At 61.4% G+C, this 24,374-nt stretch carries 19 protein-coding genes and 2 tRNA genes; 9 read left to right on the forward strand and 12 right to left on the reverse strand.

What is annotated here, in order from left to right:
* Positions 1-228: 228 nt before the first annotated feature.
* Both fadE and ACB037_RS01220 read left to right on the forward strand, forming a co-directional pair.
* Positions 229-2,685, forward strand: a complete 2,457-nt coding sequence (gene fadE, locus ACB037_RS01215) for an acyl-CoA dehydrogenase FadE (RefSeq protein ID WP_371174795.1) — start codon at positions 229-231, stop codon at positions 2,683-2,685.
* Positions 2,686-2,859: 174 nt separating this feature from the next.
* Positions 2,860-4,377, forward strand: a complete 1,518-nt coding sequence (locus ACB037_RS01220) for an HD domain-containing phosphohydrolase (RefSeq protein WP_039038835.1) — start codon at positions 2,860-2,862, stop codon at positions 4,375-4,377.
* A 75-nt stretch (positions 4,378-4,452) separates the two neighbouring features.
* Here ACB037_RS01220 and ACB037_RS01225 read toward each other — a convergent pair whose 3' ends face one another.
* Positions 4,453-5,703, reverse strand: a complete 1,251-nt coding sequence (locus ACB037_RS01225) for a TIGR03503 family protein (protein ID WP_371174934.1) — start codon at positions 5,701-5,703, stop codon at positions 4,453-4,455.
* The gene (gene dnaQ / locus ACB037_RS01230) at positions 5,700-6,434 is read right to left on the reverse strand and encodes a DNA polymerase III subunit epsilon (RefSeq protein ID WP_041212726.1); all 735 of its coding nucleotides are present in this window, start codon (positions 6,432-6,434) and stop codon (positions 5,700-5,702) included. Before dnaQ ends, ACB037_RS01225 begins: the two co-directional genes overlap by 4 nt.
* 75 nt (positions 6,435-6,509) lie before the next feature.
* On the opposite strand from dnaQ, the gene rnhA reads away from it, so the two are divergent.
* Complete coding sequence (gene rnhA, locus ACB037_RS01235; RefSeq protein ID WP_010674138.1) at positions 6,510-6,974, forward strand: ribonuclease HI; 465 nt, start codon at positions 6,510-6,512, stop codon at positions 6,972-6,974.
* Positions 6,975-6,980: 6 nt separating this feature from the next.
* Here rnhA and ACB037_RS01240 read toward each other — a convergent pair whose 3' ends face one another.
* The gene (locus ACB037_RS01240; protein WP_010674137.1) at positions 6,981-7,703 is read right to left on the reverse strand and encodes a class I SAM-dependent methyltransferase; all 723 of its coding nucleotides are present in this window, start codon (positions 7,701-7,703) and stop codon (positions 6,981-6,983) included.
* Between the two features lie 79 nt (positions 7,704-7,782).
* Between ACB037_RS01240 and gloB the strand changes: the two genes are divergently transcribed.
* Positions 7,783-8,547, forward strand: a complete 765-nt coding sequence (gloB, locus tag ACB037_RS01245; protein WP_039038832.1) for a hydroxyacylglutathione hydrolase — start codon at positions 7,783-7,785, stop codon at positions 8,545-8,547.
* A gap of 87 nt (positions 8,548-8,634) precedes the next feature.
* On the opposite strand, the gene ACB037_RS01250 is transcribed toward gloB, so the two are convergent.
* The gene (locus ACB037_RS01250; RefSeq protein WP_010674135.1) at positions 8,635-8,907 is read right to left on the reverse strand and encodes a hypothetical protein; all 273 of its coding nucleotides are present in this window, start codon (positions 8,905-8,907) and stop codon (positions 8,635-8,637) included.
* On the opposite strand from ACB037_RS01250, the gene ACB037_RS01255 reads away from it, so the two are divergent.
* Positions 8,908-10,158: a LysM peptidoglycan-binding domain-containing protein gene (locus tag ACB037_RS01255; protein WP_010674134.1), complete on the forward strand. Its 1,251-nt coding sequence runs from the start codon at positions 8,908-8,910 to the stop codon at positions 10,156-10,158.
* A gap of 94 nt (positions 10,159-10,252) precedes the next feature.
* Here the strand turns inward: ACB037_RS01255 and ACB037_RS01260 are convergent, their stop codons facing one another.
* A complete protein-coding gene (locus ACB037_RS01260) occupies positions 10,253-11,098 on the reverse strand; it encodes an endonuclease/exonuclease/phosphatase family protein (protein ID WP_029314263.1) in 846 nt (281 codons plus the stop codon).
* Positions 11,099-11,209: 111 nt separating this feature from the next.
* Here ACB037_RS01260 and ACB037_RS01265 point away from each other — a divergent pair, with 111 nt between their 5' ends.
* A complete protein-coding gene (locus ACB037_RS01265; RefSeq protein WP_010674132.1) occupies positions 11,210-11,434 on the forward strand; it encodes a hypothetical protein in 225 nt (74 codons plus the stop codon).
* A gap of 6 nt (positions 11,435-11,440) precedes the next feature.
* Here ACB037_RS01265 and yciA read toward each other — a convergent pair whose 3' ends face one another.
* The 5 genes from yciA to ACB037_RS01290 form a co-directional block, all read right to left on the reverse strand.
* Positions 11,441-11,839: an acyl-CoA thioester hydrolase YciA gene (gene yciA / locus ACB037_RS01270; RefSeq protein ID WP_029314261.1), complete on the reverse strand. Its 399-nt coding sequence runs from the start codon at positions 11,837-11,839 to the stop codon at positions 11,441-11,443.
* A gap of 139 nt (positions 11,840-11,978) precedes the next feature.
* Complete coding sequence (locus ACB037_RS01275) at positions 11,979-12,791, reverse strand: NAD-dependent epimerase/dehydratase family protein (protein ID WP_323950740.1); 813 nt, start codon at positions 12,789-12,791, stop codon at positions 11,979-11,981.
* A gap of 246 nt (positions 12,792-13,037) precedes the next feature.
* Positions 13,038-14,036, reverse strand: a complete 999-nt coding sequence (locus tag ACB037_RS01280) for a LacI family DNA-binding transcriptional regulator (RefSeq protein ID WP_039038828.1) — start codon at positions 14,034-14,036, stop codon at positions 13,038-13,040.
* Positions 14,037-14,213: 177 nt separating this feature from the next.
* Positions 14,214-16,130 (reverse strand): transglycosylase SLT domain-containing protein, encoded by a 1,917-nt coding sequence (locus ACB037_RS01285; protein ID WP_323956590.1) that lies wholly within the window; start codon positions 16,128-16,130, stop codon positions 14,214-14,216.
* A gap of 83 nt (positions 16,131-16,213) precedes the next feature.
* Complete coding sequence (locus ACB037_RS01290; protein ID WP_128273554.1) at positions 16,214-18,733, reverse strand: EAL domain-containing protein; 2,520 nt, start codon at positions 18,731-18,733, stop codon at positions 16,214-16,216.
* A gap of 392 nt (positions 18,734-19,125) precedes the next feature.
* On the opposite strand from ACB037_RS01290, the gene hpf reads away from it, so the two are divergent.
* Complete coding sequence (gene hpf / locus ACB037_RS01295) at positions 19,126-19,458, forward strand: ribosome hibernation-promoting factor, HPF/YfiA family (protein ID WP_010674126.1); 333 nt, start codon at positions 19,126-19,128, stop codon at positions 19,456-19,458.
* Positions 19,459-19,521: 63 nt separating this feature from the next.
* Here hpf and ACB037_RS01300 read toward each other — a convergent pair whose 3' ends face one another.
* Positions 19,522-20,034, reverse strand: coding sequence for a VC2046/SO_2500 family protein (locus ACB037_RS01300; RefSeq protein WP_010674125.1), 513 nt, complete (start codon positions 20,032-20,034; stop codon positions 19,522-19,524).
* 126 nt (positions 20,035-20,160) lie between these two features.
* Here ACB037_RS01300 and ACB037_RS01305 point away from each other — a divergent pair.
* Both ACB037_RS01305 and ACB037_RS01310 read left to right on the forward strand, forming a co-directional pair.
* Positions 20,161-20,245, forward strand: a tRNA-Tyr gene (locus ACB037_RS01305).
* A 31-nt stretch (positions 20,246-20,276) separates the two neighbouring features.
* A tRNA-Tyr gene (locus tag ACB037_RS01310) sits at positions 20,277-20,361 on the forward strand.
* 204 nt (positions 20,362-20,565) lie between these two features.
* On the opposite strand, the gene ACB037_RS01315 is transcribed toward ACB037_RS01310, so the two are convergent.
* A complete protein-coding gene (locus ACB037_RS01315; protein ID WP_371174796.1) occupies positions 20,566-24,339 on the reverse strand; it encodes a translocation/assembly module TamB domain-containing protein in 3,774 nt (1,257 codons plus the stop codon).
* Positions 24,340-24,374 lie beyond the last annotated feature (35 nt).

Here is a 24,374-nt window from a genome sequence, read left to right on the forward strand (position 1 = left end):
CATAGGGTGGCGGCATTGTCGCACAAGCCAGTCCAATCGTCGCCCCCCGCCCGCCAAGATGGGGCGGGCAGCGCGTTATGCCGATCACAGAGCCAAGGTAACAGGCTTGTAAACAGCTTGATAAGTTTGTGCGTATGAATTACAACAGGGGCCACATCCAACAGGTCAGACCTCTGGATCAGTTAACGCCAATTTCCCAACCTCGGCAATTCATGCAAGGAGCAAACAATGACGACGACCCTCACTCTGCTCGGGGTGATCCTGGTGATCGGCGCCATGGCCTATCGCCGTGCGTCCCTGTTCACCGCCACGCTTGCCACGGCCGCCGCCCTGGTCGCCGGCACCTTCTATGGCCATGTGCCCCTGTTGGTGTGGGCGCTGTTCGCGGTGATAGCCCTGCCCCTCAATCTGGTGGAGTTTCGCCGCAACCAGCTGACCAAGCCGCTGTTCAAGATCTACAAGTCCATCATGCCGGAGATGTCCCGAACCGAGAAGGAAGCCATCGAAGCGGGGACGACCTGGTGGGAAGCGGAGCTGTTTGCCGGCAACCCGGACTGGAAGAAGCTGCACGCCATTCCGGTCAGCACGCTGTCTGCCGAAGAGCAGGCCTTCATGGACGGTCCGGTTGAAGAAGTGTGCCGCATGGTCAACGACTGGGAAGTGACCCACGAGCGTGCCGATCTCTCTCCCGAGGTGTGGCAATACCTGAAGGACAACAAGTTCTTCGCCATGATCATCAAGAAGAAATATGGCGGGCTGGAGTTCTCCGCCTACGCCCAGTCCTGCGTGTTGCAAAAGCTGTGCGGCGCCAGCGCCGTGCTCGCCTCCACCGTCGGCGTGCCCAACTCCTTAGGGCCGGGTGAGCTGCTGCAACACTACGGTACTGAGGAGCAGAAGGATTACTACCTGCCCCGTCTGGCTGTCGGCAAGGAGATCCCCTGTTTCGCCCTGACCAGCCCGGAAGCGGGTTCTGATGCGGGCTCGATTCCCGACTTCGGCATCGTCTGCAAAGGCGAGTGGGAAGGGGAAGAGGTGCTCGGCATGCGCCTGACCTGGAACAAGCGCTACATTACCCTGGCTCCCATCGCCACCGTACTCGGCCTCGCCTTCAAGCTGCGTGACCCTGACCACCTGCTGGGTGAGGAAGAAGAGCTCGGCATCACCTGCGCCCTCATTCCGACCCACATCAAGGGGGTCGACATCGGCCGTCGCCACTTCCCGCTCAACGTGCCGTTCCAGAACGGCCCGACCCGCGGCAAGGACGTGTTTGTACCGCTCGACTTCATCATCGGCGGTCCGGCCATGGCCGGTCAGGGCTGGCGCATGCTGGTGGAGTGTCTCTCCGTCGGCCGCGGCATCACCCTGCCCTCCAACAGCACGGGCGGCGTCAAGATGTTGGCCCTGGCCACCGGTGCCTACAGCCGCATCCGTCGCCAGTTCAAGCTGCCGATTGGCAAGATGGAAGGGATTGAAGAGCCGCTGGCACGCCTGGGTGGCAACGCCTACATCATGGGCGCCGCCGCCAAACTGACGGTCACCGGCATCGATCTCGGTGAAAAACCCTCGGTCATCTCCGCCATCGTCAAGTACCACCTCACCGACCGCGCCCAGAAGTGCATCATCGATGCCATGGATATCCATGGCGGCAAGGCCATCTGCATGGGGCCGAACAACTATCTGGCCCGTGGCTATCAGGGGGCGCCCATCGCCGTGACCGTCGAAGGAGCCAATATCCTGACCCGCAGCATGATCATTTACGGTCAGGGAGCCATCCGTTGCCACCCCTACGTGTTGCCGGAGATGCTGGCAGCCAGCCACCCCGACAAAGAGCAGGCGCTGAAAGATTTCGACAAGGCGATGTTCAGCCACGTGGGCTTTGCCATCAGCAACCTGGTGCGCAGCTTCTGGCTGGGGCTGACCGGTGCCCGCTTCGCCGCAGCGCCCTACAAGGATCAGACCAAGGGCTACTATCAGCAGCTCTCTCGCCTCTCCGCCAACCTTGCCTTCCTGTCAGACATGGCGATGGGCACCCTGGGTGGCGAGCTCAAGCGTAAGGAGCGGGTCTCTGCCCGCCTCGGCGATGTGCTGAGCCAGCTCTATCTGGCCTCCAGCGCCCTCAAGCGCTATCAGGATGAAGGACGCCAGCAGGCCGACCTGCCGCTGCTGCACTGGGCACTGCAAGACGCCCTGTTCAAGGCTCAGGAAGCGATCGACGAGTTGCTGCGCAACTTCCCGAACCGCTGGATTGGTCTGGCCCTGCGCGCCATCGTGCTGCCCCTAGGTCGCGACCTGAAGCGTCCCTCCGACAAGCTCGACAGCCAGGTGGCCCGCCTGCTCCAGGTGCCAAGTGCCACTCGCAGCCGTCTGGCCGAGGGCCAATACCTGACGCGCGAGGAGGGCAACCCCTTCGGGCTGCTGGAACAGGCGCTGGACGATGTGCTGACCGCAGAGCCGCTGTTTGACAAGGTGTGCAAAGCCGAAGGGAGCAAACGCCCCTTCACCCAGCTCGACAAGGTGGCAGAGACGGGCCTGAGCCTCGGTGTCATCAACCAGGCCGAAGCGGACCTGCTGCGGCGCGCCGAGGAGAGTCGCCTTCGCACCATCAACGTCGATGACTTCGATCCCGTCGACCTGGTGGCCAACAAGGCACTGTTTGAAGCCTCCGCTTATCACAGGGCAGCTTGATGCCTCTGATGCCAGAACGCCTCCCTTGTGGAGGCGTTTTTCATGAAAGGGCTGGTGGATGGCATTCGATACGAAGAAAGAGAAACCGACTGGATCATATTTTGGATATCAATCCGTTTCCTATATTGAATGAAGCGGTTAAGGTAAGCACAGGATCACACACAGGATTGCATAATGGATGATCAAATCCTGATTATTGATGATGAAGATCTTCCCCAATCAGCACCGCGTCCCGCCGGCTGGAAGGTGATGATAGTGGACGATGAACCCGAAGTGCATCGCATCACCAAAATCACCCTGAACAAGTTTGAATTCGACGGCAAGCCGATCGATTTTCTGCACGCCTACTCTGCGGCTGAAGCCAAAGCCTTGCTCGCCCTCACCCCGGATGTCGCCCTGCTGCTGCTCGACGTCGTCATGGAGGTCGATCATGCCGGTCTCGAGGTGGTCAAGTTCGTGCGCGACGAGCTGCAAAACAAGATGGTGCGCATCGTACTGCGAACCGGTCAGCCCGGTCAGGCCCCGGAAGATGACGTGGTGACCAACTACGACATCAACGACTACAAGGACAAGACCGAACTTACCTCCCAGAAACTGCGCACCCTGTTGCGCGCCAGCCTGCGTTCTTACCGGGACATCCGAACCCTTGAGAGCAATCGACAGGGGCTGGAGAAGGTCATCGAGGCGTCCAAGGGGATCTTCGAGCAGCGTGCCCTGCGCCAGTTCGTCGAAGGAGCCCAGACCCAGCTCAGCGCCCTGCTCAATCTGGAAGAGTCCCAGATTTACGATGTGAAGCACCTGGCGTATGAGGTGCGGGATCAGGTGCTCGAGCCTCTGCTCAGCGATGGTCCCATGCTGCGCCTCGTCGATGCGCCGGAAATCCTGCGCTGTGCCATGGCCAAGGGAGCCAATGTCTACGATGGCAACCAGATGGTGCTCTATTGCCAGAATGCCCGTCATCACCTGCTGTTCCACATCGAGACCACTCGCCCGCTCAGCCAGATGGATACCGGGCTGCTCAGCCTGTTCACCGAAAACATCATAGTGGCGCTGGAGAATATCCGGCTCAACGAGGTGATCGGTGACAACCAGCGAGAGATCATCTATCGCATCGGCGAACTGGTGGAGAGCCGCTCGAAAGAGTCCGGCTTGCACGTCAAGCGGGTGGCCCTCTACACCGAACTGTTCTGCAAGCTGCTCGGCATGAATGAGGACAGGTGCGAGCTCATCAAGCGTGCCTCTCCCCTGCACGACATCGGCAAGGTGGGGATCCCGGACGCCATCTTGCACAAACCGGGCAAACTCACTCCCGAGGAGTGGGAGATCATGAAAACCCACGCCCAGCTTGGTCAGGACATGCTCTCCGGCAGTGATCTGGCCCTGTTCCAGATAGGCGCCACCATCGCGGGCAACCATCACGAGAAGTGGAATGGCAGCGGCTATCCCCGCGGATTGAAGGGAGAGGACATTCCGCTGGAAGGACGCATCGTCGCCCTGGCGGATGTGTTCGATGCCCTGGGCTCGGATCGTTGCTACAAGCAGGCCTGGCCGCTGGATCAGGTGCTGGCGCTGATCAAGGAGGAGAAAGGAGAGCACTTCGACCCCCTCCTGGTGGACCTGATGCTGGCCAATCTGGAGAAGTTCCTCGATATTCGTGAGCAATACAAAGACATCTATATCGGCGCTCACTGATATCGGATTCACCCCATCCACTTGCCACCATGAAGAAGCCGCCCATTGGGCGGCTTCTTTGCAATGTGCGCGGAATTATTGCTCCGGCAGATTGAGATCCAGTTTGGGGGTTGCTGGCGTCTCTTCAAGTTGCGCCTTCTGCGCCGCCATCGCCTTGTGCAGAGTGCGGCGCTTTTGCAGCAGAATGAAACCACCCGCCCCCAGCAAGAGCAGCAACACGCCACCTCCCCCCAACGCCCAGGGCAGCCAGACCGGACTCTCCCGCTCCTCGAACCGGTCGGGGGTGGCGGCGGATGCGGGCATGGCCGCAGAGGGTGCAGGAGGGGGGGGAGGCGGTGCTATGGTGAACGACTTGGCCGGCAATTGCAGTTGCACCTCGCGACCGAGCCGGGTTGTTCCAAAGAGGGTGGCCTCCACCTTGTACTGCCCTGCCGCCTTGAGGGCGGAGAGATCCACGCCAAAACGCGGCGCTGTCGCCACCTCGTTGAACGTCATGCTACTGCCGCCGCCGTCGATGGCCTTGCCCTGGATGACCACGGAGGCGGGATCCAGTTCATCCACATCGATGACCAGAGAGAGCTTGGCTCCCCCCTCCCCGGAGGGGGGATTCAGGGAATAGCTGACCGGCCAGGGGTAGAGCAGCACCTGCTGTGACTGGGCTCGTGAGAAGACCTCATTGCCGGTGCTGAAGAGGGCTCGGTATTTTCCCGCAGGGACGTCCAGTACCGCCTCGGCGGTCAAGATACCGTCCCCCGGCACTTCGTCCACCCCCTTGCCATCATCCATGTAGCGTCCCAGGGTCTCCTCGAACACGGGATCGCCGCTCTGGCTGGCATCGTTGAACTGCTGCAGCTTGACGGTCATGCCCAGATCGGTGAGGTAGTAACCCGCCCCAGGCGCCGCGCCATCGATCAGCAGACGGGATTGCAGTTTGACCCGCTCACCCTGATAGAGGCGGGCCGGCAGCGGCTCGCTCTCGACCTGGATGTCGGTGAGCAGGCGCACCCGATTGTCGGGGTCCACCTCCCCGATCGCCTGCCAGGGGCCGGGCATGGGGTCGCGGATGGTGATGAGATCCTGATCCTTGAGGGGCAACCAGCCCACGTCGGGCGGCTTGACCTTGCCCACATAGAGCTTGCTGCCATCGGGTCGCACCAGGATCACCGAGGGCGTCCCCGGCTTGCGCTTGATGATGAAGGTGATCTCCTTCACGCCGTAATCGATGCGAAAGCGGTTGTCGAGCAGAGGAATGTCGGAAGGCGCAAACACCTCTTTGGCCGCGGCCGGGAGGGAGGCCAGCAGCAGCAGCCCCCAAAGCGATCTCATTGCCGCCACAGGCAGGCACCTCCTTTTTTCTGTACCAGATCCAGCCTCGCTTCATGGACAGCCGCCACCTCGTCGCTGGCGCGCACCACCCTGAGCGGCGGGCGATTGCTCTCCAGACGACGAATGCCGGTATCCTGGCTGGTCTCGCTCTCGCTGGTTTCGCTCGCCAGATTGAGTTTGGTCTGGCCACCCGTCATCAGGAGGTAGACGTCCGCCAGGATCTCCGCATCAAGCAAGGCGCCGTGCAGGGTACGGTGAGAGTTGTCGATGCCGTAGCGATCGCACAATACGTCCAGGTTGTTGCGCTTGCCCGGGAAGAGATCCCGCGCCATCGCCAGGGTATCCGTGATGCCGCAGATATCCGCCGTCTTGAAGTTCAGACCGAGCTTGCTGAACTCATAGTCCATGAAGCTCACGTCAAAGGGGGCGTTGTGGGCGATGAGCTCGGCGCCGCGAATGAACTCGATGAAATCGTCCGCTATCTGGCTAAAAGAGGGCTTGTCCGCCAGGAAGGCATCCGTGATGCCGTGCACGGCGATGGCCTCGGGGTCCACCAGCCGATCCGGCTTGATGTAGACGTGGAAATGGTTGCCGGTGAGTTTGCGGTTGATCACCTCCACACAGCCGATCTCGATGATGCGGTGCCCAAGATAGACAGGGCCGCCCGCGGTGTTCATGCCGGTGGTTTCGGTATCCAGAATGATCTGGCGATTCAGTTGGGGTGTGCTCATGATCAAATCCATGTCAAACTTCGGTTTTACTCGCTAGTTTACCCCAAGCCTCTCGCTAAAACAGATTGATTGCTCATGTTGAAACAGATTGATTTATTCACGGATGGCTCCTGCTTAGGCAACCCGGGCCCCGGCGGCTATGGTGCCGTCATGGTCTATGGCAAGCATCGCAAGGAGATCTCCGCCGGTTTTCGATTGACCACCAATAACCGGATGGAGCTGATGGCTGCCATCATGGGGCTGCGGACCCTGAACGAACCCTGCCAGGTGCGGCTCACCACCGACAGCCAGTATGTGCGCCAGGGGATCACCCAATGGATCATCGGCTGGAAGAAGAAGGGCTGGATGACCGCCAACCGTCAGCCGGTCAAGAACGTCGATCTCTGGCAGGCCCTGGATGCGGAAGTGGCCCGTCACCAGATCGAATGGCTCTGGGTGAAAGGACACTCGGGCCACCCGGAAAACGAACGCTGTGACGAGCTTGCCCGTGAGGCCGCCAGCGGCAAGCAGCTTGCCGAAGACAGCGGCTACCAGCCCTGATGCCCGCTAGCCGCCCTGGCGCGCCATTCCTGGCGCAGCCATCGACTCCGGCAGCCGCCAGCGGCGACGCACCGGTGTCACGGGGAAACGCCGCTTGCGGGCGGCAATCACGTAAACAGACGCCAGGGAACGGCAATAGTCCCGCCCCAGACTCTCCCGCCACCAGCCGATCTTGCTCTGCCTGCCCATGAAGGAGAAACCGAACCGCTCGTCGAACATCACCTCGCAGCCGAGCAGTTGCAGCCAGTCGGTCACCCGTGCGGGCGTGAACATGCGGGCAGACCAGGGCAGATGCCGCCGCATGAAGGGCAGATAGTGGCCCAGCCCCACCAGGCTGAGCGGGTTGTAACCGCTGACAATGAGCCAACCATCGTCGGTCAGCACCCGTTCTGCCTCCCGCAGCACCTGATGAGGATCCGGCGAGAAATCGAGGCAGTGAGCCAGCAGGCAGGCATCCACGCTCCCCGATCGCACCGGCAAGGCGAGCGGATCCCCCTGGATGTCCAGCAGCCGTCCGCCGGGGGCGACACCGATTTGATGACGAATGGTGGAACAGCCGCAGGAGAGTTCGGCGCTCAGGGCACCTATCTTGAGCAAGTGATAGCCAAAGAGGTGGGGGCACCAGTTGTCGAGGCGCTCCTGAAGCTCGGCGGCCACCCAGTCCCCCATGGGCAGTGCGGACCAACTGGTCGGAAGCGCGATCTGTTGTTCGGTACGTGCCAGTTGCATAATGGGACCAACTCGGGGGCGAATGCCATCCAGTTATATAAGATCCCTTCCTTAAAGAGAACACAAGAGACCTCGACCCATGTATACCGTCATCACAGTTCCCGCCTTCAGCGACAACTACATCTGGTTGATCCGTCATGAAAATCACTGTCTGGTCGTCGATCCGGGCGAGGCCGCTCCCGTGCTGGAGCGGCTGGCTGCGCTGGATCTGGTGCTGGATGCCATCCTCCTGACCCATCACCACCGCGATCACGTCGGGGGCGTATCCGAGCTGCTGCAACACTTCCCCCACGCTCGCCTCTATGGTCCCAAGCATGACCCCATGCCGGACCATCACGGCCAGTGGCTCGACGACGGGGATCAGATCAACTGGCATGGCCTGAGTCTGGATGTCCTCCATGTGCCCGGTCATACCCTGGGGCACATCGCCTATTACGGCCAGGGCATGCTGTTTTGTGGCGATACCCTCTTCAGCGCCGGTTGCGGCCGTCTGTTCGAAGGTACCCCGGCACAGATGCACACTTCCCTGCAACGGCTCGCGGCACTGCCCGATGAGACCCTCCTGTATTGTGCCCATGAATACACGCTCTCCAACCTGCGTTTCGCCCATGCGGTCGAGCCCGACAACCTGGCGATCCAGCGGCAGATCGGCGTGATCAGCAAACTGCGTCAGCAGGGCCTCCCGAGTCTCCCCTCCCGGCTGGGAGATGAGCGGAATTTCAATGTTTTTCTGCGCTGCGAGCAGGACTCGGTAAAATTTTCTGCTGAGAAATACGCCCTTAAATGCTTGGAAAATCCAGAGGATACCTTCGCTGTTCTGCGGGCGTGGAAGGACGTTTTTTGAACAAACCTTGATCAGGGGGGCATTGCCCCTTATGATGCGAGCTGTTTTTCCACAGATGACCTGAGCGAGATGAAGCTACGAACGGCCTTATTGGCAGCGCTGTTTCTCAGCGGCTGTCAAAACCTGAGCCATCAGGATGACCGGGCGGTAACGGCAATCGAGCCGATCAAATCCCCCCAAGTCAGCAAGAAAACGTACAAAAAACACTCTTCGCGGATGCTGTTCGGCGACGAACAGATAGAAGAGCTGGATGACACTGATAACCTGTGGGTGCGTATCAGCGATGATATGCAGCTGGACTCGCACGATAATGCCCGGGTTCGCCAACAGCGTGATTGGTTGTTGCGCAATGATAAGCATATGGCGACCATTGCCAGCCGGGCTGAGCCCTACCTGTATCTGATGGTAGAGGAAATCGAACGGCGTGAGCTGCCAATGGAGCTTATTACCATCCCCATGATCGAGAGCATGTTCGATCCCAATGCCCGCTCCCGCAGCAATGCGGTCGGTCTTTGGCAGTTCGTTCCTGCAACCGGCAAGAATTTCGGCCTGCGCCACGACAACTGGTACGACGGTCGACGCGATGTCCTGGCATCCACCAATGCCGCACTGGATTACCTGGAGTACCTGAACCGGTTCTTCGATGGCGACTGGCTGCAGACCCTGGCCGCTTACAATGCCGGTGAAGGTCGGGTGCGCAACGCCATCACCCGCAACGAACGGGCTGGTCGTCCGACCGACTACTGGTCGCTGGACCTGCCCCGCGAAACCCGTATGTATGTGCCCAAGATCCTGGCCATGGCCGACATGATCCGCAATGCGGACAAATACAATGTCACCCTGCCGGTGCTGGCCAACAAGCCGCAATTGAGAACCATCAATACCGGTGGCCAGATTGATTTGAACGTGGCCGCCCAGCTGGCTGGCGTTTCCGCCTCCCAGCTCAAGGCGCTCAATCCTGCGCTCAAGCGTGGCATGACCTCGCCACAGGGCCCTTACAACCTGCTGGTCCCCGTCGAGTACGCCGACACCCTGGAGCTGGCCCTGGCCGATCTGCCCCAGCGTGAACGTACCCGTGGCGTGCGCTCCTATCAGGTCACCAGTGGTGATACGCTGTCACGGATCGCCCAGAATCACGGGGTGACCGTGCAACAGCTCAAACTGGCCAACAACATGCGTGGCAATAACCTGCGCCGTGGCCAGAGCCTGATCATCCCCAATGGCGGGCGCGCAACCCAGGTTGCCCAGAGCAAGCCGCAGCAGCTCGCCAGCCGCAGTGGTGGCAAGGTGAACTATCAGGTGCGCTCCGGTGACAACCTGTGGAGCATCAGCCAGGCACACGGGGTCACCCACGCCGACCTGGCCAAGTGGAACGGCCTGAACGCCAAGTCGGCCCTCAAGCCTGGCATGAAGCTGGTGGTCTGGCCCAAGCAGGGCAAGAGCAGCAACAAGTCCATGGTCTATCAGGTGCGCCGCGGTGATTCCCTCTCCTCCATCGCAGCCCGCTTCCAGGTCGCCGTCAACGATGTGATGCGCTGGAACCAGCTCGGCAAGAGTGACTATCTCAAGCCGGGTCAGGAGTTGACTCTGTTCGTGAAGAACAACAGCTGATCGCTCGTCGCAATCCAAAAAATACCCCGCTTGATGCGGGGTATTTTTTGTCTGCATGAACCAGCGGCGACTCCGCTCTCCCCTGAGGGATGACTCAGGGAGTGATAGCCTGGGCCGCAAAGCGCGCCAGAATGGGGTTGTGGTCAGAGGCATCGGTAGCCGGTGAACTCACCTCCACCAGATCCAGATTGCGATAGTAGAGGTGATCCAGCGGGCGGCCAAAAGCGGTGCGACGCAGATCAGGCACAGGTATGGCCTCCTGCAGGCCAAGCTCGCCCACCAGCTTGTTCAACCAGAACGCGCGCTTGTCGCTCCAGGTGTTGAAATCGCCACCCAGGATGACCGGCCCCTGGTGGCGATGGATCAACGCAGTCAGATCGTTGAGCTGCTCGCGAAAGGTCGCCATGCCCAGCTCGAAATTGACCGCATGGAGATTCACCACCAGCACGCCGTCAGGATCCCCTTGCAAGGGATAGAGACTGACCAGACCTGACTTGGGGATGCGCAGCAAGGGTTCGGGGGAACGGACGCCACAGACAAACGCCTGCGGCGTTTTCGCCACCGTCATCACGCCAAAGGAGACACCTCCCTGGGTGAAGGCCTGCAACTGCTGCCACTGGAAATCGCCTCTCTTCAGCCAGTCCAGCATCTCGGGCCGGGTCGCCGACTCTTGCAGCAACACCAGATCCTGGGACTTGGCATACTCATCCAGCCCTTCCCGCCAGTTCTTGCGTTGTCCCTTGTAGAGGTTCCAGACGGTGATGCCAAACTCCCTCGGCAAGGCCGTGGAGGCGAGCGCCACCAGAGGTGGTCTGTCACAGCTTGCGCCAGGTATGATACCTGCCGCAGTCACCAGATGATCTTGATCCGGTACCTCGAAGCAACCGACCAGCCCCAACGTCAGCAGGGACGTTCCCAGAATCCGATAACTATTTTTCATTGGCTAACAATCACCTGCCTCTGCAAGACGACATGGCCCTCACACAGGCCACGGTCGCCGACTAGTCTCATTATTCGTGTCCGGCCCGACTCATCCAGAAGGAATTCAACGATGGCGAGACAGCACCAGTACCGCGTGACATTTTACGATCAACAGGGAACCTGTCATCAAGTGGAGCTTTCCACCGTCTATCAAATCAGGCGGGATCCCCAATGTGATCTCTGTCTGTTCGACACCCGGCAGTGCGTGGGGTCGGAAGAGATGCTGGAGCGCATGATACGGCAAAAAACCGGGCTTGAGCAGGAAATATCCATCATCAATGCCCGGCTCATCTGAGCAGACTCAGACCGGGACGGGGCGGGATTTGCCCTGATCGTCGATGGCCACATAGGTGAAGACGCCCTCGGTCACGCAGTACCGCTGGGCTTCGTTCTCCCGCAATACCGGCTTGACCCAGACCTCCAGCTTGAGTCGCATGGAGCTGCGACCAATCTTGAGGCAGCGACCGTAACAGCACACCACGTCACCCACCTTGACCGGGCTGTGGAAGGTCATCCCCTCCACCGAGACGGTACAGATGCGCCCTTTTGCCAGCTCCTTGGCCATGATGCCCCCACCTATATCCATCTGGGACATGATCCACCCGCCGAAGATATCGCCATTGGGGTTGGTATCGGCTGGCATTGCCAGGGTTCTCAGCAACAGCTCCCCATCGGGGTGGCGCTTGGTCTCTTCCATCATTACCGCTCTCTTTATCATGGATGGCGGCATGATAGGGGGCGATCCCCCCCTTGGCAAACCTCAATTGTCCCGGAGCGCGCGCCGTATCTGGTTTGCACGCCAGATGACCGACTCCGGGGCCCGGATGACGACGACCCGTTCAACCCTTCAAGGCCGCCCCGTCCGCAAACCAGTGGGCAGGATCCGGCCAGCGATAGACGAAACCAAGCTGCTGGCAGATGCGCTGACCTTCGATGGGAGCAAACTCCCCCGCCGGCTCGACGAACTGCGGCGGCACCAGCCCGAGCAGGCGGCTCGCGAAGGGGTAGAGTTGCTCCCGGCGCGGGTGGACGGGGGCACTCAGATTGTAGGCATCCCCATCCTGCCCCCGGGCCAGCATCAGCTCACAGGCGGCCACCACGTCGTCCAGATGCACCAGGTTCACAGCCTGGCCTCCCCCGGCCAGCGTCTTGCCCGCCAGAAAACGGCCGGGGTGACGGTCAGGACCATAGAGTCCGGCCGGGCGCAAGATCATGGCGCAGTCAACATGTCCTTCCAGCACGGCAAGCTCGGCCGCCCGCATCCGCAAGCCTCTGTCATGGGCTGGAGCGGGCGTATCCTCCTCCCCCTGTCCGGCCCCCCAGACCGAAGTCGCGCTGATAAAAAGAACCCTCTGAACACCCGCCTCCCTCGCCTGTCGGCACAGGCTGGCCACGGACGCCGGGTAATCACCGGTCTTGCTGGGGGGCACACAGATCACCAGGTCATGACAGCGAAAAGGCAGTGACCCCATGTCAGGGGTGAGCAACAGCGGCCAGGCAGCAATACTCTCCCCCCGCAGCCGTTCAGCCTTTTCGGCCGTACTGACCGTCACCGCGACAGATTGCCCCTGCTCTTGCAATGCCCTGGCCAGGGGCAAACCCAGCCAGCCGGCGCCCACGATACCCGTCTGATACTCAAATTCGTTCGTCATACCCGGATCCTGACAAAAAAAAACGGCCATCCAATGATGACCGTCGAAAGTAACGAAGGAAATAGCCGGATTAACCGGTTACCTCCCACAGCGGGAAAATCGGGAGCGCACGCTCCTAATTCGTGGGCCTATCCTAGTGGCAGCGCGGTCAAAAAGCTTTGAAGCGGATCACAGTTGAAAAGGATTTCTGAAAGCGCTTTCACTGTTTTGCAAAAAAGTCGACCCGCACGGGGCCAACTTCATGACTCAGGCCACAGATTCCCGCCGTACCAGTTCGGCTTCGAATTTGAGCGCCAATCCCTCTACCGGCTTGTGATCCAGCAGCCTCAGGGCCAGCTCAGCGGCACGCTCTCCCATCTCCTCGATGGGGTAACGTACCGTGGTGAGCTTGGGATAGATGTATCGGGCATAGGGGATGTCATCAAAACCGACCACAGAGACCTGCTGGGGGATCTTGTAACCCCGCTCCAGCAGACAGGAGATGGCCCCCGCCACCATGGCATCGTTGAAACCAAGCACAGCGCTGAACTCGACGCCGCGCGCCAGCAGCTCGCTCATGGCCACATAGCCACCTTTTTCATCGGCATAGGCACGGCCGATGAGGGCAGGATCCAGCTCGATACCTGCCCGTTGCAGGGCGAAGCGATAGCCGGCCATCCGCTGCTGACCATCCACAAACTCCTCGTCATCGGAGGTGACGAAGGCAATCTTGCGATGTCCCGCGTCCAGCAGATGCTGGCAAGCCGTGGTGATGCCGGCCTGGTTGTCCAGCCAGACGCAGCGATCCTCGCAGCCTGGCACCTGACGGTTGATGAAGACGATGGGGGTCGTGCCCGACGCCAGCTCGCTGAGCTCTTCGTCAGGCAGCGCCTTGCTGTGCAGGATCAGGGCATCGCACTGGCGCTGCAGCAGCGCCTGGATGGCGTGCCGCTCACGGGTCGCGTCGTGGTTTCCGGACACCACGATGGTGAACTTGTTCGCCTTGTCGACCATGCTTTCGATGCCGCGCATCATCTGGGCGAAGAAGGGGCCGCCACACAGATCCCCCACCAGCACACCGATACAGTTGGAGCGTTTGCTCACCAGGGCCTGGGCGAAGCTGTTTGGACGAAAGCTGAGTTCCTTCATGGCCGCGAGGACAGCCTCGCGCTTCTCGGGCGCCACCTGCGCCGTGTTGTTGATCACTCGAGACACTGTCGAAATGGAGACATTCGCCAGCTGAGACACATCTTTGATCGTTGCCACTCTCGATTCCTTTGTTGGAAAAGCCTGTCAGTGATGATCGGGCATTGTATCGAACCTGACAGACCAAGACGCGGCGCCCGATCACCTGGCAGGTTTCCTTTTGTAACAAAGCTTAAGGGATGATAACCATTCTGGGGCAAGAATGGGAGGCAGCCGCGACAACGACTGCCCCCGAACTCAATAGGCGTGATTCAGCTCGCGTTCCGACATGAAACGCAAGGGCTGCTGCAGCTTGTGTTGATAGATGAGATCGAAAGAGAGCACGTTCTGGACATAGTTGCGCGTCTCCCGATAGGGGATGCTCTCCACCCAGACATCCATCGGCTTGTTGTCGCTCTGCTCGCGCCAGCGCTTGACCCGACCAGGACCCGCATTGTAGGCCGCCGCCGCCAGGATCCGGTTGCCGTCATACACATCCAGCAGGCGCTTGAGGTAGGCGCTGCCAAGACGAATGTTCATGGCCGGGTCGAACAGTTGCTGTTCGTTGCGATAGGGCACCCCAAGCTTGCCGGCCGTCTCTTTCGCGGTGGCAGGCATCAGCTGCATCAACCCCCTCGCCCCGACCGGTGACTGGGCCAGGGGATAGAGTGCGCTCTCCTGACGGGAGATGGCGTAGAGCAGACTGGTGTTCATGGTGCGCTCTTGTGCCATCTGGGAGAAGGTGCGCTTGAGGGGCAGTGGGAAGCGCAGGTCCAGCGCATCCCAGGCCTCGGCACGGATGCTGGAGAGGATCGCCAGCTCGTGCCAGCCCTGGTTGAGGGCGATGTGACCAAACTCCAGACGCTGGGCCACGCTGTTGCGATCCATGTTGTGGATCCACTCAGAGCGGGCCGCCGTGATCTCGCTCATCGCCAGCAGTTCACGCACCCGCAGCAGGAAGGGCCAACGGCGACTGGCACTTTGCCAGTCCGGCACCTTGTGCGCCACGCTCTGGTTCTTCATGCGATAGGGCACACCGGTGCGCTGGGCCGCCATGAAGCCGTAGAAGCCGCGCAGGTTCGCAGTCTCGAGATAGAGGTCCCGCGCCGGTTTCTGCCGCCCCTGTTTCTCCAGCGAGCGCGCCATCCAGTAACGCCAGCGATCCTCTTTTTGCAGCCCCATGGGCATCCGCTTGACCCAGCCTTCGAGGCCGCGCCAATCCTGCTCCCAGATGGCAAGACGGGCCCGCAGCTCCACCAGCTCCGGATCCTTGAGCCGCACCAGGGCCGTATCCAGCCAGGCACGCTGGTCAGAAGAGCGGTCCAACAACAGGCGGCGGGCGGCCGCCTTCTCCACCCGATTCACCTCGGCATGGTTCAGGCCGAAGCGACGGGTCATCTCCCCCAGCTGGCGCAGAACCGCGTCGGGCTCCTGATTGGCGTAGCGGGCCAGCCCCAGGGAGAGCAGATGCCGTGACGGGGGCGCCGCCGTGAAGTTGGCCGGATTCATCGCCCGCACGGGTTGGTCATACAGGGCGATCATCTGATCGCCATACCCCTTCATGCCGCTGCCGAGCTGGGCCCCGAGGTGGCGAATGAGGTTGGGGTTCTGGGCCTCGAAAGCCAGGTTCATACGCTCCCAGATCTTCTCCTGAGTGCGCAGACCTGCCTGCTGCCAGAGCTGGAACAGGGGATCGCAGGCATCGGGCCTGGATTGACCGCTCAACCAGAGCTTGCCTGCCTCCTGCAGGGCTTCACTTTTGTGCCCCGTGTAGTAGCGGGCCTGATAGTGCTGACAGAGCAGATCGGTGGAGCTTGGCTTGGCCGGATAGAAACGCAGAAACTGGGACCACTGCTGGCTCTGGGCAAGATAGGTGAGATAGCTGCGCTCGAGCCGGTTGGACTGGGGGGTGTCCCCGTGCTGGCGGATGAAGCGGGTCACATCGTTGTAGTCTGCCGCCCCGGGACGGAACGCAAGCTGGTAGTAATCCAGATAGGGCAGCAGCGGATAGTGGATCAGGCGTGCCCGAAGCTGGCTGAATTTGACCTGATCATTGGCACGCACGGCCTCATGGGCCTGGCGATAGAGAGACTGCTCCATGGTCTGCGCGAAGGCAGGAGCCAACAGCCCCGGCATCCAGAGCGCAGACAAGATGATTCCCTGCACGACTTTCACGAATGGCATTCTCCCCTTGAAGACATAACCACCGCCAAAGTGCGGTGGTGACATACCTTCATTCTACCCGCTAAGCACGGGGGCTACGCCACACTATTTTTATCGGTGCAGACGGGGCGATCACCGCGTACCTGGCGGCTGACATAGCGTTCAAGGTAGGGAACAGGGAGCGGCTTGGAGGCGAGGTATCCCTGGAAGAAATGGCAGCCCTGCGCCTGCAGAAACTCCAGTTGCTGGCGGGACTCCACCCCCTCCGCCGTCACGTTGAACCCCATGTGGCGGGCCATGGCGATCACGGCCTCGACGATGGCCATGTTGTCACCATCCTTGGGAATGTCCTGGATGAAAGAGCGGTCGATCTTGAGCTCGTCCGCCGGCAGCCGCTTGAGGTAGCTCAGGGAAGAGTACCCCGCCCCGAAGTCGTCGATGGCAAAGCTGATGCCCAGGGTCTTGAGTTCCGCCATCTTGCTGATGGTGTCTTCCGCATGACCCAGCACCACCGACTCGGTGATCTCCAGGTTGAGGCAGGCGGGATCCATGCCGGTGGCCGCCAGCACATCGTGAATGCGATCGACGAAGTCGGGAGCATGGAACTGTTTGGCGCTCACGTTGACCGAGAGCTGGGGGACGTGGATCCCGTTCTCCTCCCAGGAGACGTACTGGGTACAGGCTTCGTGCAATACCCAGTTGCCGATGTCGACAATGAGATCCGTCTCCTCGGCAATGGGGATGAACTCGGCGGGCGACACCAGGGCACGCCCGGGGGGTTGCCAGCGGATCAGCGCCTCGACACCGATGATCTCCCCCCCCGCCACCATGTGCTGGGGCTGGTAGTGGAGAGTCAGTTCCCCATTGTCGAGGGCACTGCGCAGCTCGTTGTGAATGTGCAGACGCCGGTCGGCCTGCAACTGCATGGAGGCATCAAAGAAGCGCCGGGTCTTGCGGCCCGCCGATTTCGCCTGATACATGGCGGTGTCAGCCTGCTTGAGCAGATCCCCCGCCTCCTGCTCCCGACCGGGAAAGAGGGTGATGCCGACACTGGCGCCGATGTGCAGCACCTGGCCCCTGAAATCATAGGGGGCGGCGATCTCCCCGATGAGCCGCTCCGCGATGAGATCGGCCTGCATCTCCGCTTGGGGCGGGCTGATGGAGAGCGCTGGCAGCAACAACACGAACTCGTCGCCGCCGAGACGGGCCAGACAATCCCCCTGGCGCACCAGCCGCTTGAGACGGCTGGCCACCTCCTTGAGCAGCCAGTCGCCGGTGGCGTGACCCAGGGAATCATTGATGGTCTTGAAGTGGTCGAGATCGATGAACAGCAGGGCCCCGATGAGGTGACTGCGATTTGCATCGGTGAACGCCTGGGTCAGGGTTTCGTGCAGCTGACGGCGATTGGGCAGGCCGGTCAGCTCGTCATAGAAGGCGAGATCCTGAATGCGGCGCTCCGCCGCCTTGCGCTCGGAAATATCCTCGAAGAAGATGACATAGTGGCTGATCCCCCCCTTCTCATCCTGCACCGGCGTGACGATCTCCCACTGGGGATAGGCGTGACCGTCGGCGTGCAGGCGCAGGGTTTCCCCCTGCCAGCGATCCAGGGCGTTGAGCTCGTAACCCAGCCCTCCCAACCCCGACCAGAGATCGTTGCCAAGATGCAAACCAATCACCCCCTGGTTGTCAAAGCCGGTGATCTGGCTGAAGGCGTAATTGACCCGCAGGATCTTGAACTCGGGATCCGTGATGATGATCCCTTCGTGAGTTTCAAAGGCCACCGCAGACAGCCGCATTAGGGCATCGCTTTGCAGGCGCTCCAGCTCGGCCACCATGCGCACCGAGAAGATGGTCAGGACGGAATCCAGATCCGTGGTCCGGGTCTGGCTCGGGAACAGCAGGGCGAGATGACCCAGGATCTGACCGTTGCGATCGAGCAGCGGCTGGGCGTAATAGTGCTGGCACGGGGGCAGGTCAGGATACCCGGTCAGGGGTTCACTCACGGGGACCGCGCAGGAGGACCCCTGGCGATAGAGCTGCTGGCAGGGCATGTCACAGAGGGCATACTCCTTGACGTCGATGCCGTGGCTCGCCAGCACTCTCAGCCTGTCGAGACCAACCCGCTCCGTCAGCCAGACGGCAGTGGCTCCCAGGATATGGGCCAGCTCGTTGACCAGGGTCTGGCAAAAATCGAGCCCCGTCTTGGCGGAGAGCGCCTGCGCCAGCTTGGCCAGCAAGGGGGCCTGCAACATGGGAAGCGGCGGTGTCACGCCTGCGGGGGAGTTGGCGCGATCCATCTCGCGATGCATCATTTCGAGGGGGGCAAGCCAGCCACAACAGAGCCCCTGTGCAGGCACATACTGACCGTACCAGAGCGCGTGGTGTACCTTGCCGTCCTCATCGCGCAGGTGACCGATGAACTGGCCTGGCTGGCAGGAATCGTGGAGTCTTGCAAGAAAATCGGCGAAACCCGCTTCATCTTCCCGCTCAAGTTGGGTGGCCCAGGGGTGGGTTCCCTCCCCTGCCCAGGGTTCACAAGAGACATGATCAGACAGGCTCCATTGCCCATGCTGCCGATCATAAAACCACATCATCTGGGTGGCTTGCTGCTTCATCTACGACTCCAACCACTACAACCACGTTATCCACCCCGACTCCTGCAGAAAAGCATATCCGTTTGCGCGCATATCTCCACCGGCGCATGGCAATGATTTTGCGATGCGATGAGGCGATGTGGGTGGAGAAAATTCGAGACTATGCGGCAAAAACCAAACATCGGGTCGACACAAGGCGCTGCCGAGGGGGGACAGAAACGATCCTATTTGCTGATACTGCCTGCCTGTTTCACTGAGCTCAAGCGGTTTTTGGCATGAAACGGGAAAAGCTCACAATTTATGGACAGCGGGATTCCCAAGGGGATTTTTCGTGACATAGATCACATTTTGATTTGGCGACATGGGTAATCTGGAGGTGAAGACACAAGCAAGACGACCCGAAGGGGGCCATTATGAAAATCGAAATGACCAGTAAAATCATCGACATCACCCCAGCCATCCGCGAGCGCATTGAATCCCGTTTTGAAAAGCTCGAGCGTCTTCAGGTGCCTCTCATCACACCCCATGTGATCATCTCCAAAGAGCGTTTGATGTATATCGTCGAAGCCACTATCGGCATTCCCAACGGCAAACTGTTTGCGCAGGCAGAGCACGAGGATCTCTATGCTGCCATCACGGACCTGGGCCAGAAGCTGGAACGCCAGCTCAACCGTCACACGGAAAAACCCATCGCCCGTCGTGCCGCTGGCAAGGAAGTGCCCCAACCGGACGAAGCAGACGCCTGACAAGGTTCACCACTCATAAAGCAAAAGGCGGGTTATCCCGCCTTTTTGCATTCTACCGTGCCGTCACCCCAGCCAGCGCAGCCTGGCATCCACCCCTTGCGCAAGCTCATCGAGCAGCGGCAGCATCATCAGCGGAACTTCCTCCCTGGGGTCAGCGCCCATAGGTCGGGCCTGCCATCGCTCGCGACCCAGTGCCGAGAGGTTGTCGTACACCGCGGGATCCAGCGCGGGCGTTCGGCTCACCAGTGGCGGGGAGCGCAGCGCCAGCCAGAGTCTCACATCCGTCATGCACCCGCCCTGTTGCAGACGTTCGTTGAGGCTGGTGGCATCGCTCTCTTCCACCCCGCCTTGCAGGGACGCCCGGGGCATCAGACCGAAACGAGAGCGCCAATCCAGCTCACCCGACGCAGGCTTGGGCGGGGCATCAAACCAGGGCTGCTCTTCCACTGCATCAGTCAGCAGCGCCAGATGCAGCCTGAAGTCGGCACGGTCCCCCGCACGGAGATCCTGGTTGAGCCGTTGGCCCAACTGGGCCTCATCCACGAGCAAGCGGTCACGAATCGCACTGGGCAGCATGAGATAAATCTTGGAAATGAAGGTTTCATTGCTTATCGGCCATCAACCCGATCCTTTAAGCATTAAAAATCCCGGCAGAGGGGTTCACAAGCGCGACAGATCTGTTAGTATGCGCCTCGCACTTGGGGAGGGGTTCCCGAGCGGCCAAAGGGATCAGACTGTAAATCTGACGGCTCTGCCTTCGAAGGTTCGAATCCTTCTCCCTCCACCATTCAAGTGCGCACAATCAGGTCATGCCCCGTGGAGGGGTTCCCGAGCGGCCAAAGGGATCAGACTGTAAATCTGACGGCTCTGCCTTCGAAGGTTCGAATCCTTCTCCCTCCACCATATTTCAGAGAACCCGGCCTTGTGCCGGGTTTTCGCTTTTCTGCCTTCCACAAATCCCCTTCTTCTACAAAAAACGGGAGGCCTGGCCTCCCGTCAATATATGCTCGCTCTCACCCCGAACCTGCTGGCGACAGCTGTCATCAGCAGGTCGGGCAGAGGGGGATAAGCGCCCCCCCAGGCATCTGTCTTGTCATCCGCCCCCCCTTACAGGGTGAAGCGATAGAAGATATCCACCGCCTGGGCCACCCCGCTCATGGCCTGCAGATAGAGCCTTGGCATCAGCTCGTAGCGAAGCTTGAATTCGGCGATGGGGCTGAACACCCCGACCCCGTACTGGAACTGCAAGCCGGGCAGCAGGTAGGCCGACAGGGTCACCTGGGTGTCATCGCCACTGCCTGCTGTATCGAGGGCCACGTCGCTCATGCCGAGGGATTCCCCGATGCTGGAGACCACGCCGCTCGCCTGGCTCACGGCCCCCGCCACCAGCAGGCCGTTGAAGCCGCCATCCTCGCCGCTGGTCTGCAATCCCTTGCCCCGCAACAGATAGGAGAGCTGTTCGGACTGCGCCATCTGCGGCTCGGAATAGACGGTGATCTTCGGCTTGGTAGCCGGCCCCGTCACCCGCACCCCGACGGTCACGTTGTCCTCGATGGTATCCGGATCCCGATAGGTCTCGATGTTGAGATAGGGCTGATCGATGGGGCCGGAGAAGAGGATCCGCCCCTCCTTGATGATGAGGTTCTGGCCATAGGCCTTGAAGCGCCCGTCCCTGAGCTCCAGTTGCCCGTTGCCCGAGAGCGGCTTGGAGGGATCCTGGCGAATGTTGAGGGCCCCTCCCACCTTGGTCTTGAGTCCCATGGCTTCGAGGCGGACGTCGTCCCCGAGCCGGATGGCGAGCCTGATCTCCATGGGCAGCGGTGCCGCCTTGGGGACCGGCGGCAGATCGTCGTAGATGACGGTGACGTCATCGGAGACCGCTACCGCGCTGTCTGGCAGGCTCTTGACCAGGATGCGCGACCAGGGGATGTCCACCTGCCCGGTCACCCTGGTCTCCTCCCCGAGAGAGATGGCGATGTCAGGTGTCACCCTGACCCGGCCCATGCCCGGGTACTGGGCTTCCAACTCCTTGCCCTGAATAGTGAGGCTGCCAGTCACCGGCTGCTGGGCCCAGCTCAGCCAGCCCCCCAGCACCAGGGGGCCCTTGCCCACCATCATGGAGCCGTCGAGTTCGGCCCGGTTGCCTTCTATCTTGAGGCGGGTCACCAGCTTGGAGAGGGTCACCATGTCGGAGTGGGTCTGAACCTCCCCCTCCTTCAGGTTCAGCTCGCCATACAGCAGGGGGGCAGCCAGGGTACCGTCGAAGCGGGCATCCGCCGAGATGACCCCTTGCAGGGAGCGCACTTCGGGAATGAGGGGCGCAAAGGTCGCCAGCTTCAGATCGTCAAACCTGAGTTGACCGCCGAGGTTGCCGCGGCCAGCGGGATCCCGGATCAGCAGATCGGTGTCGATGTTGCCGATCTGCTCGGAAGCGAAATCGACCCGGATGGCGGCCTGCTGGCGCTCGAAATCGATCCCGAGCTCGAGGCGCTGGTAGTCGGTCTTGAGTTCGTCGGCGACGAAGGTCCCAGGCGTGGTACGCACGGTGGCGTGCAGGGTCGGCTGGTTGCCGCGCCAGCTGGCGCGCCCGTCGGCCGACAGCACCGCCTGCCAGCGGAAATTGTCCGGCAACCAGGGGCGCAGCCGCTTGAGATCAAATTCGTTCAGGGCAAATTCCAGATTGCCCTGGGACTGGGCTATCCGGCTCCCCTTGACGCAGAGACTGGCCTTCTGGGACGCGAGGCAGAGATCCCCCATGGTCAACTGCTGTTTCGGCAGATCCAGGTCCAGAGACCAGGGGGCGGTCAGCGCCCAGCGCTTGAGGGGGGTCTTGAGCTTCAGCTCGGCAAGGGCGCCACGCCAGTGGTCACCGCGCAGGCTGCCATTCAGGCTGAGGTCTGCCGCCAGGGGATCCCCCTTCATGGTCAAGGTGAGCCCGTGGCGCTCGAGATCGCCGCTCAGGTTCAGGGCGATTTGCGAGAGCTTGGTCTCCCCCTGTGCCAGGCTCGCCACCGTCACCGCCACCTCACCGGCGGGCTTCTCCCCGACCAGGGCGTTGGCCTTGATGACGGTCTCCTTGAGGACGGTGCCCGCGTAGGCGAGTCGGCCCGACACCAGATCGGCATTCACGCGCGGCGCCTGCTGGTTGCCGGTGACGCGCACCTGGCCCTTGATGTCCCCTCCCAGACCCGGGTAGATACCCCCAAGCTTGGGCGCATCCAGATCCGCATCCAGCTTCCAGGCCTGGGTCGTGAGCGAGCCTTTGGCCTGCAGCCGGTTGGGGCCGCTTTGCAGCGCCAGGGCCGGGATGGTCCACTCCATCTTGTCGTTGCCGCTGAGCCTGCCCTGCAAGGCCAGGGAATACTGGTTGAGCTTGCCATCCACCTTGAGCTCGGGCAGGGCCAGCTGCCAGTGGCCCGCCTCATCCAGATCGAAGCGGCTGGTGATCTTGCCCGCCAGTGCCCCCTTGATCTCGGGCACCAGCTCCGCCGGGTTGATCCCCTTGAATTCGGTCGTCCCCTGCCACTGGACCCCCTTGCTCCAGGCCAGCTTGCCGTCGAGCTTGAGCTCCCCCTTGAGGGCCCCCAGCAGCAGCTCGATACGGCTCAGCTGGTTGAGATCCCCCTTGCCCGAGAGCGCCACCTTGAAGGGGGGCACATCGGTCCCCTTGCCGGCGGTGTTGAGCGCAAACTGGTAACCGGAGAGCTTGCCCTTGGCGCTCAGGGTGCCCTTGTCCAGCCGATAGCTGGGCTCATCCTTGGCGGGCTTGTGCAGGGGCCAGGCGAGGCTCTTCCAGTCCAGCGCCAGATCGAAGGGCAGATCCGGGTCGAGGGCCGCAAGGGATCCTTTGAGATTGGCGTCCACCGGCCCCTTGGCCTTGAGTGCCAGCCCAAGCTTGCCCACAGAACCGTCCAGGACGAGATTGACCTGCTCCCCCTTGAGCTCCCCGTCCAGCAGCCCTTGACGCGCCTTGGCATCCAGAGTCAGGGCGAGGGGGTAATCCTCGTGCAGGCGCACCTGACCACTCAAGGCCAGATCCGCCATGGCATGGCGCAAGGAGAGCTCCCGGATGTCGATGCGCTCCTCCTCGGCGGTGGCCGACAGCAACAGGTTGTCAAGCCCCTCCACCAGCTCACCTTGCTGATAACGGAACGCCGTGGCTTTCAGCCCCTCCAGCTGGATGGGGAAAGGCAGTCGCACCGCCGGCAGCACCATGGGCTCGGGCTTGCTTGCGGCCTGCATCTTGTCACCGGGGGCAACCTTGCCCTCGCCGGCCGCCAGGGTGGCGCTTTTCTCATCCGCCGGTTTGGCGCCCTTGTCACTGGCCGCCTCCACCGGGGACGGTGCCACCACCACGTTCAGGCCATCGAGCACGGGGCCGCGCACGATGAGCCCGGCGCGATCCAGGGCGGCGCCAATGTCAAGATCCTTGAGGGTGATCGTCACGCCGGGCACCGCCACATCGAGATCGGCAACCTTGAGGCTGTCGACCTGGATTTTGAGCGGCAACGGATGCCAGACGAAGGGCTCCGACGGCTCTTCCGGCACCGGCTCGGACTCCGCCACCCGGACAACGGGGCGAGTCACCGCCAGAGACTTGATCCAGAGCTTGCCCTGCAGGAGCTTGCCCAGATCCCAGTCCAGCACGGCCCGCTCCACGGTGACATCCACCAGCTCGTCCCGCCAGCCAACCCCTTCGAAGGTCCAGCCATACCCGAGTTGCCCCGCCACCAGCTCCCCCTTGAGGGAGGGCAGCGCGGCTCTGGCCTGTTGCCACAACCACTTGTTGCCCTGATGGGTGAAGCCCAGCAGGCTGACGCCGATGAGCAGCAGGAAGAAGAGGCCCATGAGCCACAAGAAAATGCGTTTTACCCAGATCACGATGCAGACCCCTGCAAGGAAAGCAGCCGCAGCGG

The organism is Aeromonas sp. S19(2024) (genome assembly GCF_041402625.1).
GTDB lineage: Bacteria > Pseudomonadota > Gammaproteobacteria > Enterobacterales > Aeromonadaceae > Aeromonas > Aeromonas caviae.

What these genes read in the sequence shown, in the direction of transcription:
- fadE (WP_371174795.1), top strand. Translation starts at nt 229, where the DNA reads ATGACGACGACCCTCACTCTGCTCGGGGTGATCCTGGTGATCGGCGCC.
- ACB037_RS01220 (WP_039038835.1), top strand. Translation starts at nt 2,860, where the DNA reads ATGGATGATCAAATCCTGATTATTGATGATGAAGATCTTCCCCAATCA.
- ACB037_RS01225 (WP_371174934.1), bottom strand. Translation starts at nt 5,703, where the DNA reads ATGAGATCGCTTTGGGGGCTGCTGCTGCTGGCCTCCCTCCCGGCCGCG.
- dnaQ (WP_041212726.1), bottom strand. Translation starts at nt 6,434, where the DNA reads ATGAGCACACCCCAACTGAATCGCCAGATCATTCTGGATACCGAAACC.
- rnhA (WP_010674138.1), top strand. Translation starts at nt 6,510, where the DNA reads ATGTTGAAACAGATTGATTTATTCACGGATGGCTCCTGCTTAGGCAAC.
- ACB037_RS01240 (WP_010674137.1), bottom strand. Translation starts at nt 7,703, where the DNA reads ATGCAACTGGCACGTACCGAACAACAGATCGCGCTTCCGACCAGTTGG.
- gloB (WP_039038832.1), top strand. Translation starts at nt 7,783, where the DNA reads ATGTATACCGTCATCACAGTTCCCGCCTTCAGCGACAACTACATCTGG.
- ACB037_RS01250 (WP_010674135.1), bottom strand. Translation starts at nt 8,907, where the DNA reads ATGCTTATCATTGCGCAACAACCAATCACGCTGTTGGCGAACCCGGGC.
- ACB037_RS01255 (WP_010674134.1), top strand. Translation starts at nt 8,908, where the DNA reads ATGGCGACCATTGCCAGCCGGGCTGAGCCCTACCTGTATCTGATGGTA.
- ACB037_RS01260 (WP_029314263.1), bottom strand. Translation starts at nt 11,098, where the DNA reads ATGAAAAATAGTTATCGGATTCTGGGAACGTCCCTGCTGACGTTGGGG.
- ACB037_RS01265 (WP_010674132.1), top strand. Translation starts at nt 11,210, where the DNA reads ATGGCGAGACAGCACCAGTACCGCGTGACATTTTACGATCAACAGGGA.
- yciA (WP_029314261.1), bottom strand. Translation starts at nt 11,839, where the DNA reads ATGATGGAAGAGACCAAGCGCCACCCCGATGGGGAGCTGTTGCTGAGA.
- ACB037_RS01275 (WP_323950740.1), bottom strand. Translation starts at nt 12,791, where the DNA reads ATGACGAACGAATTTGAGTATCAGACGGGTATCGTGGGCGCCGGCTGG.
- ACB037_RS01290 (WP_128273554.1), bottom strand. Translation starts at nt 18,733, where the DNA reads ATGAAGCAGCAAGCCACCCAGATGATGTGGTTTTATGATCGGCAGCAT.
- hpf (WP_010674126.1), top strand. Translation starts at nt 19,126, where the DNA reads ATGAAAATCGAAATGACCAGTAAAATCATCGACATCACCCCAGCCATC.
- ACB037_RS01300 (WP_010674125.1), bottom strand. Translation starts at nt 20,034, where the DNA reads ATGCTGCCCAGTGCGATTCGTGACCGCTTGCTCGTGGATGAGGCCCAG.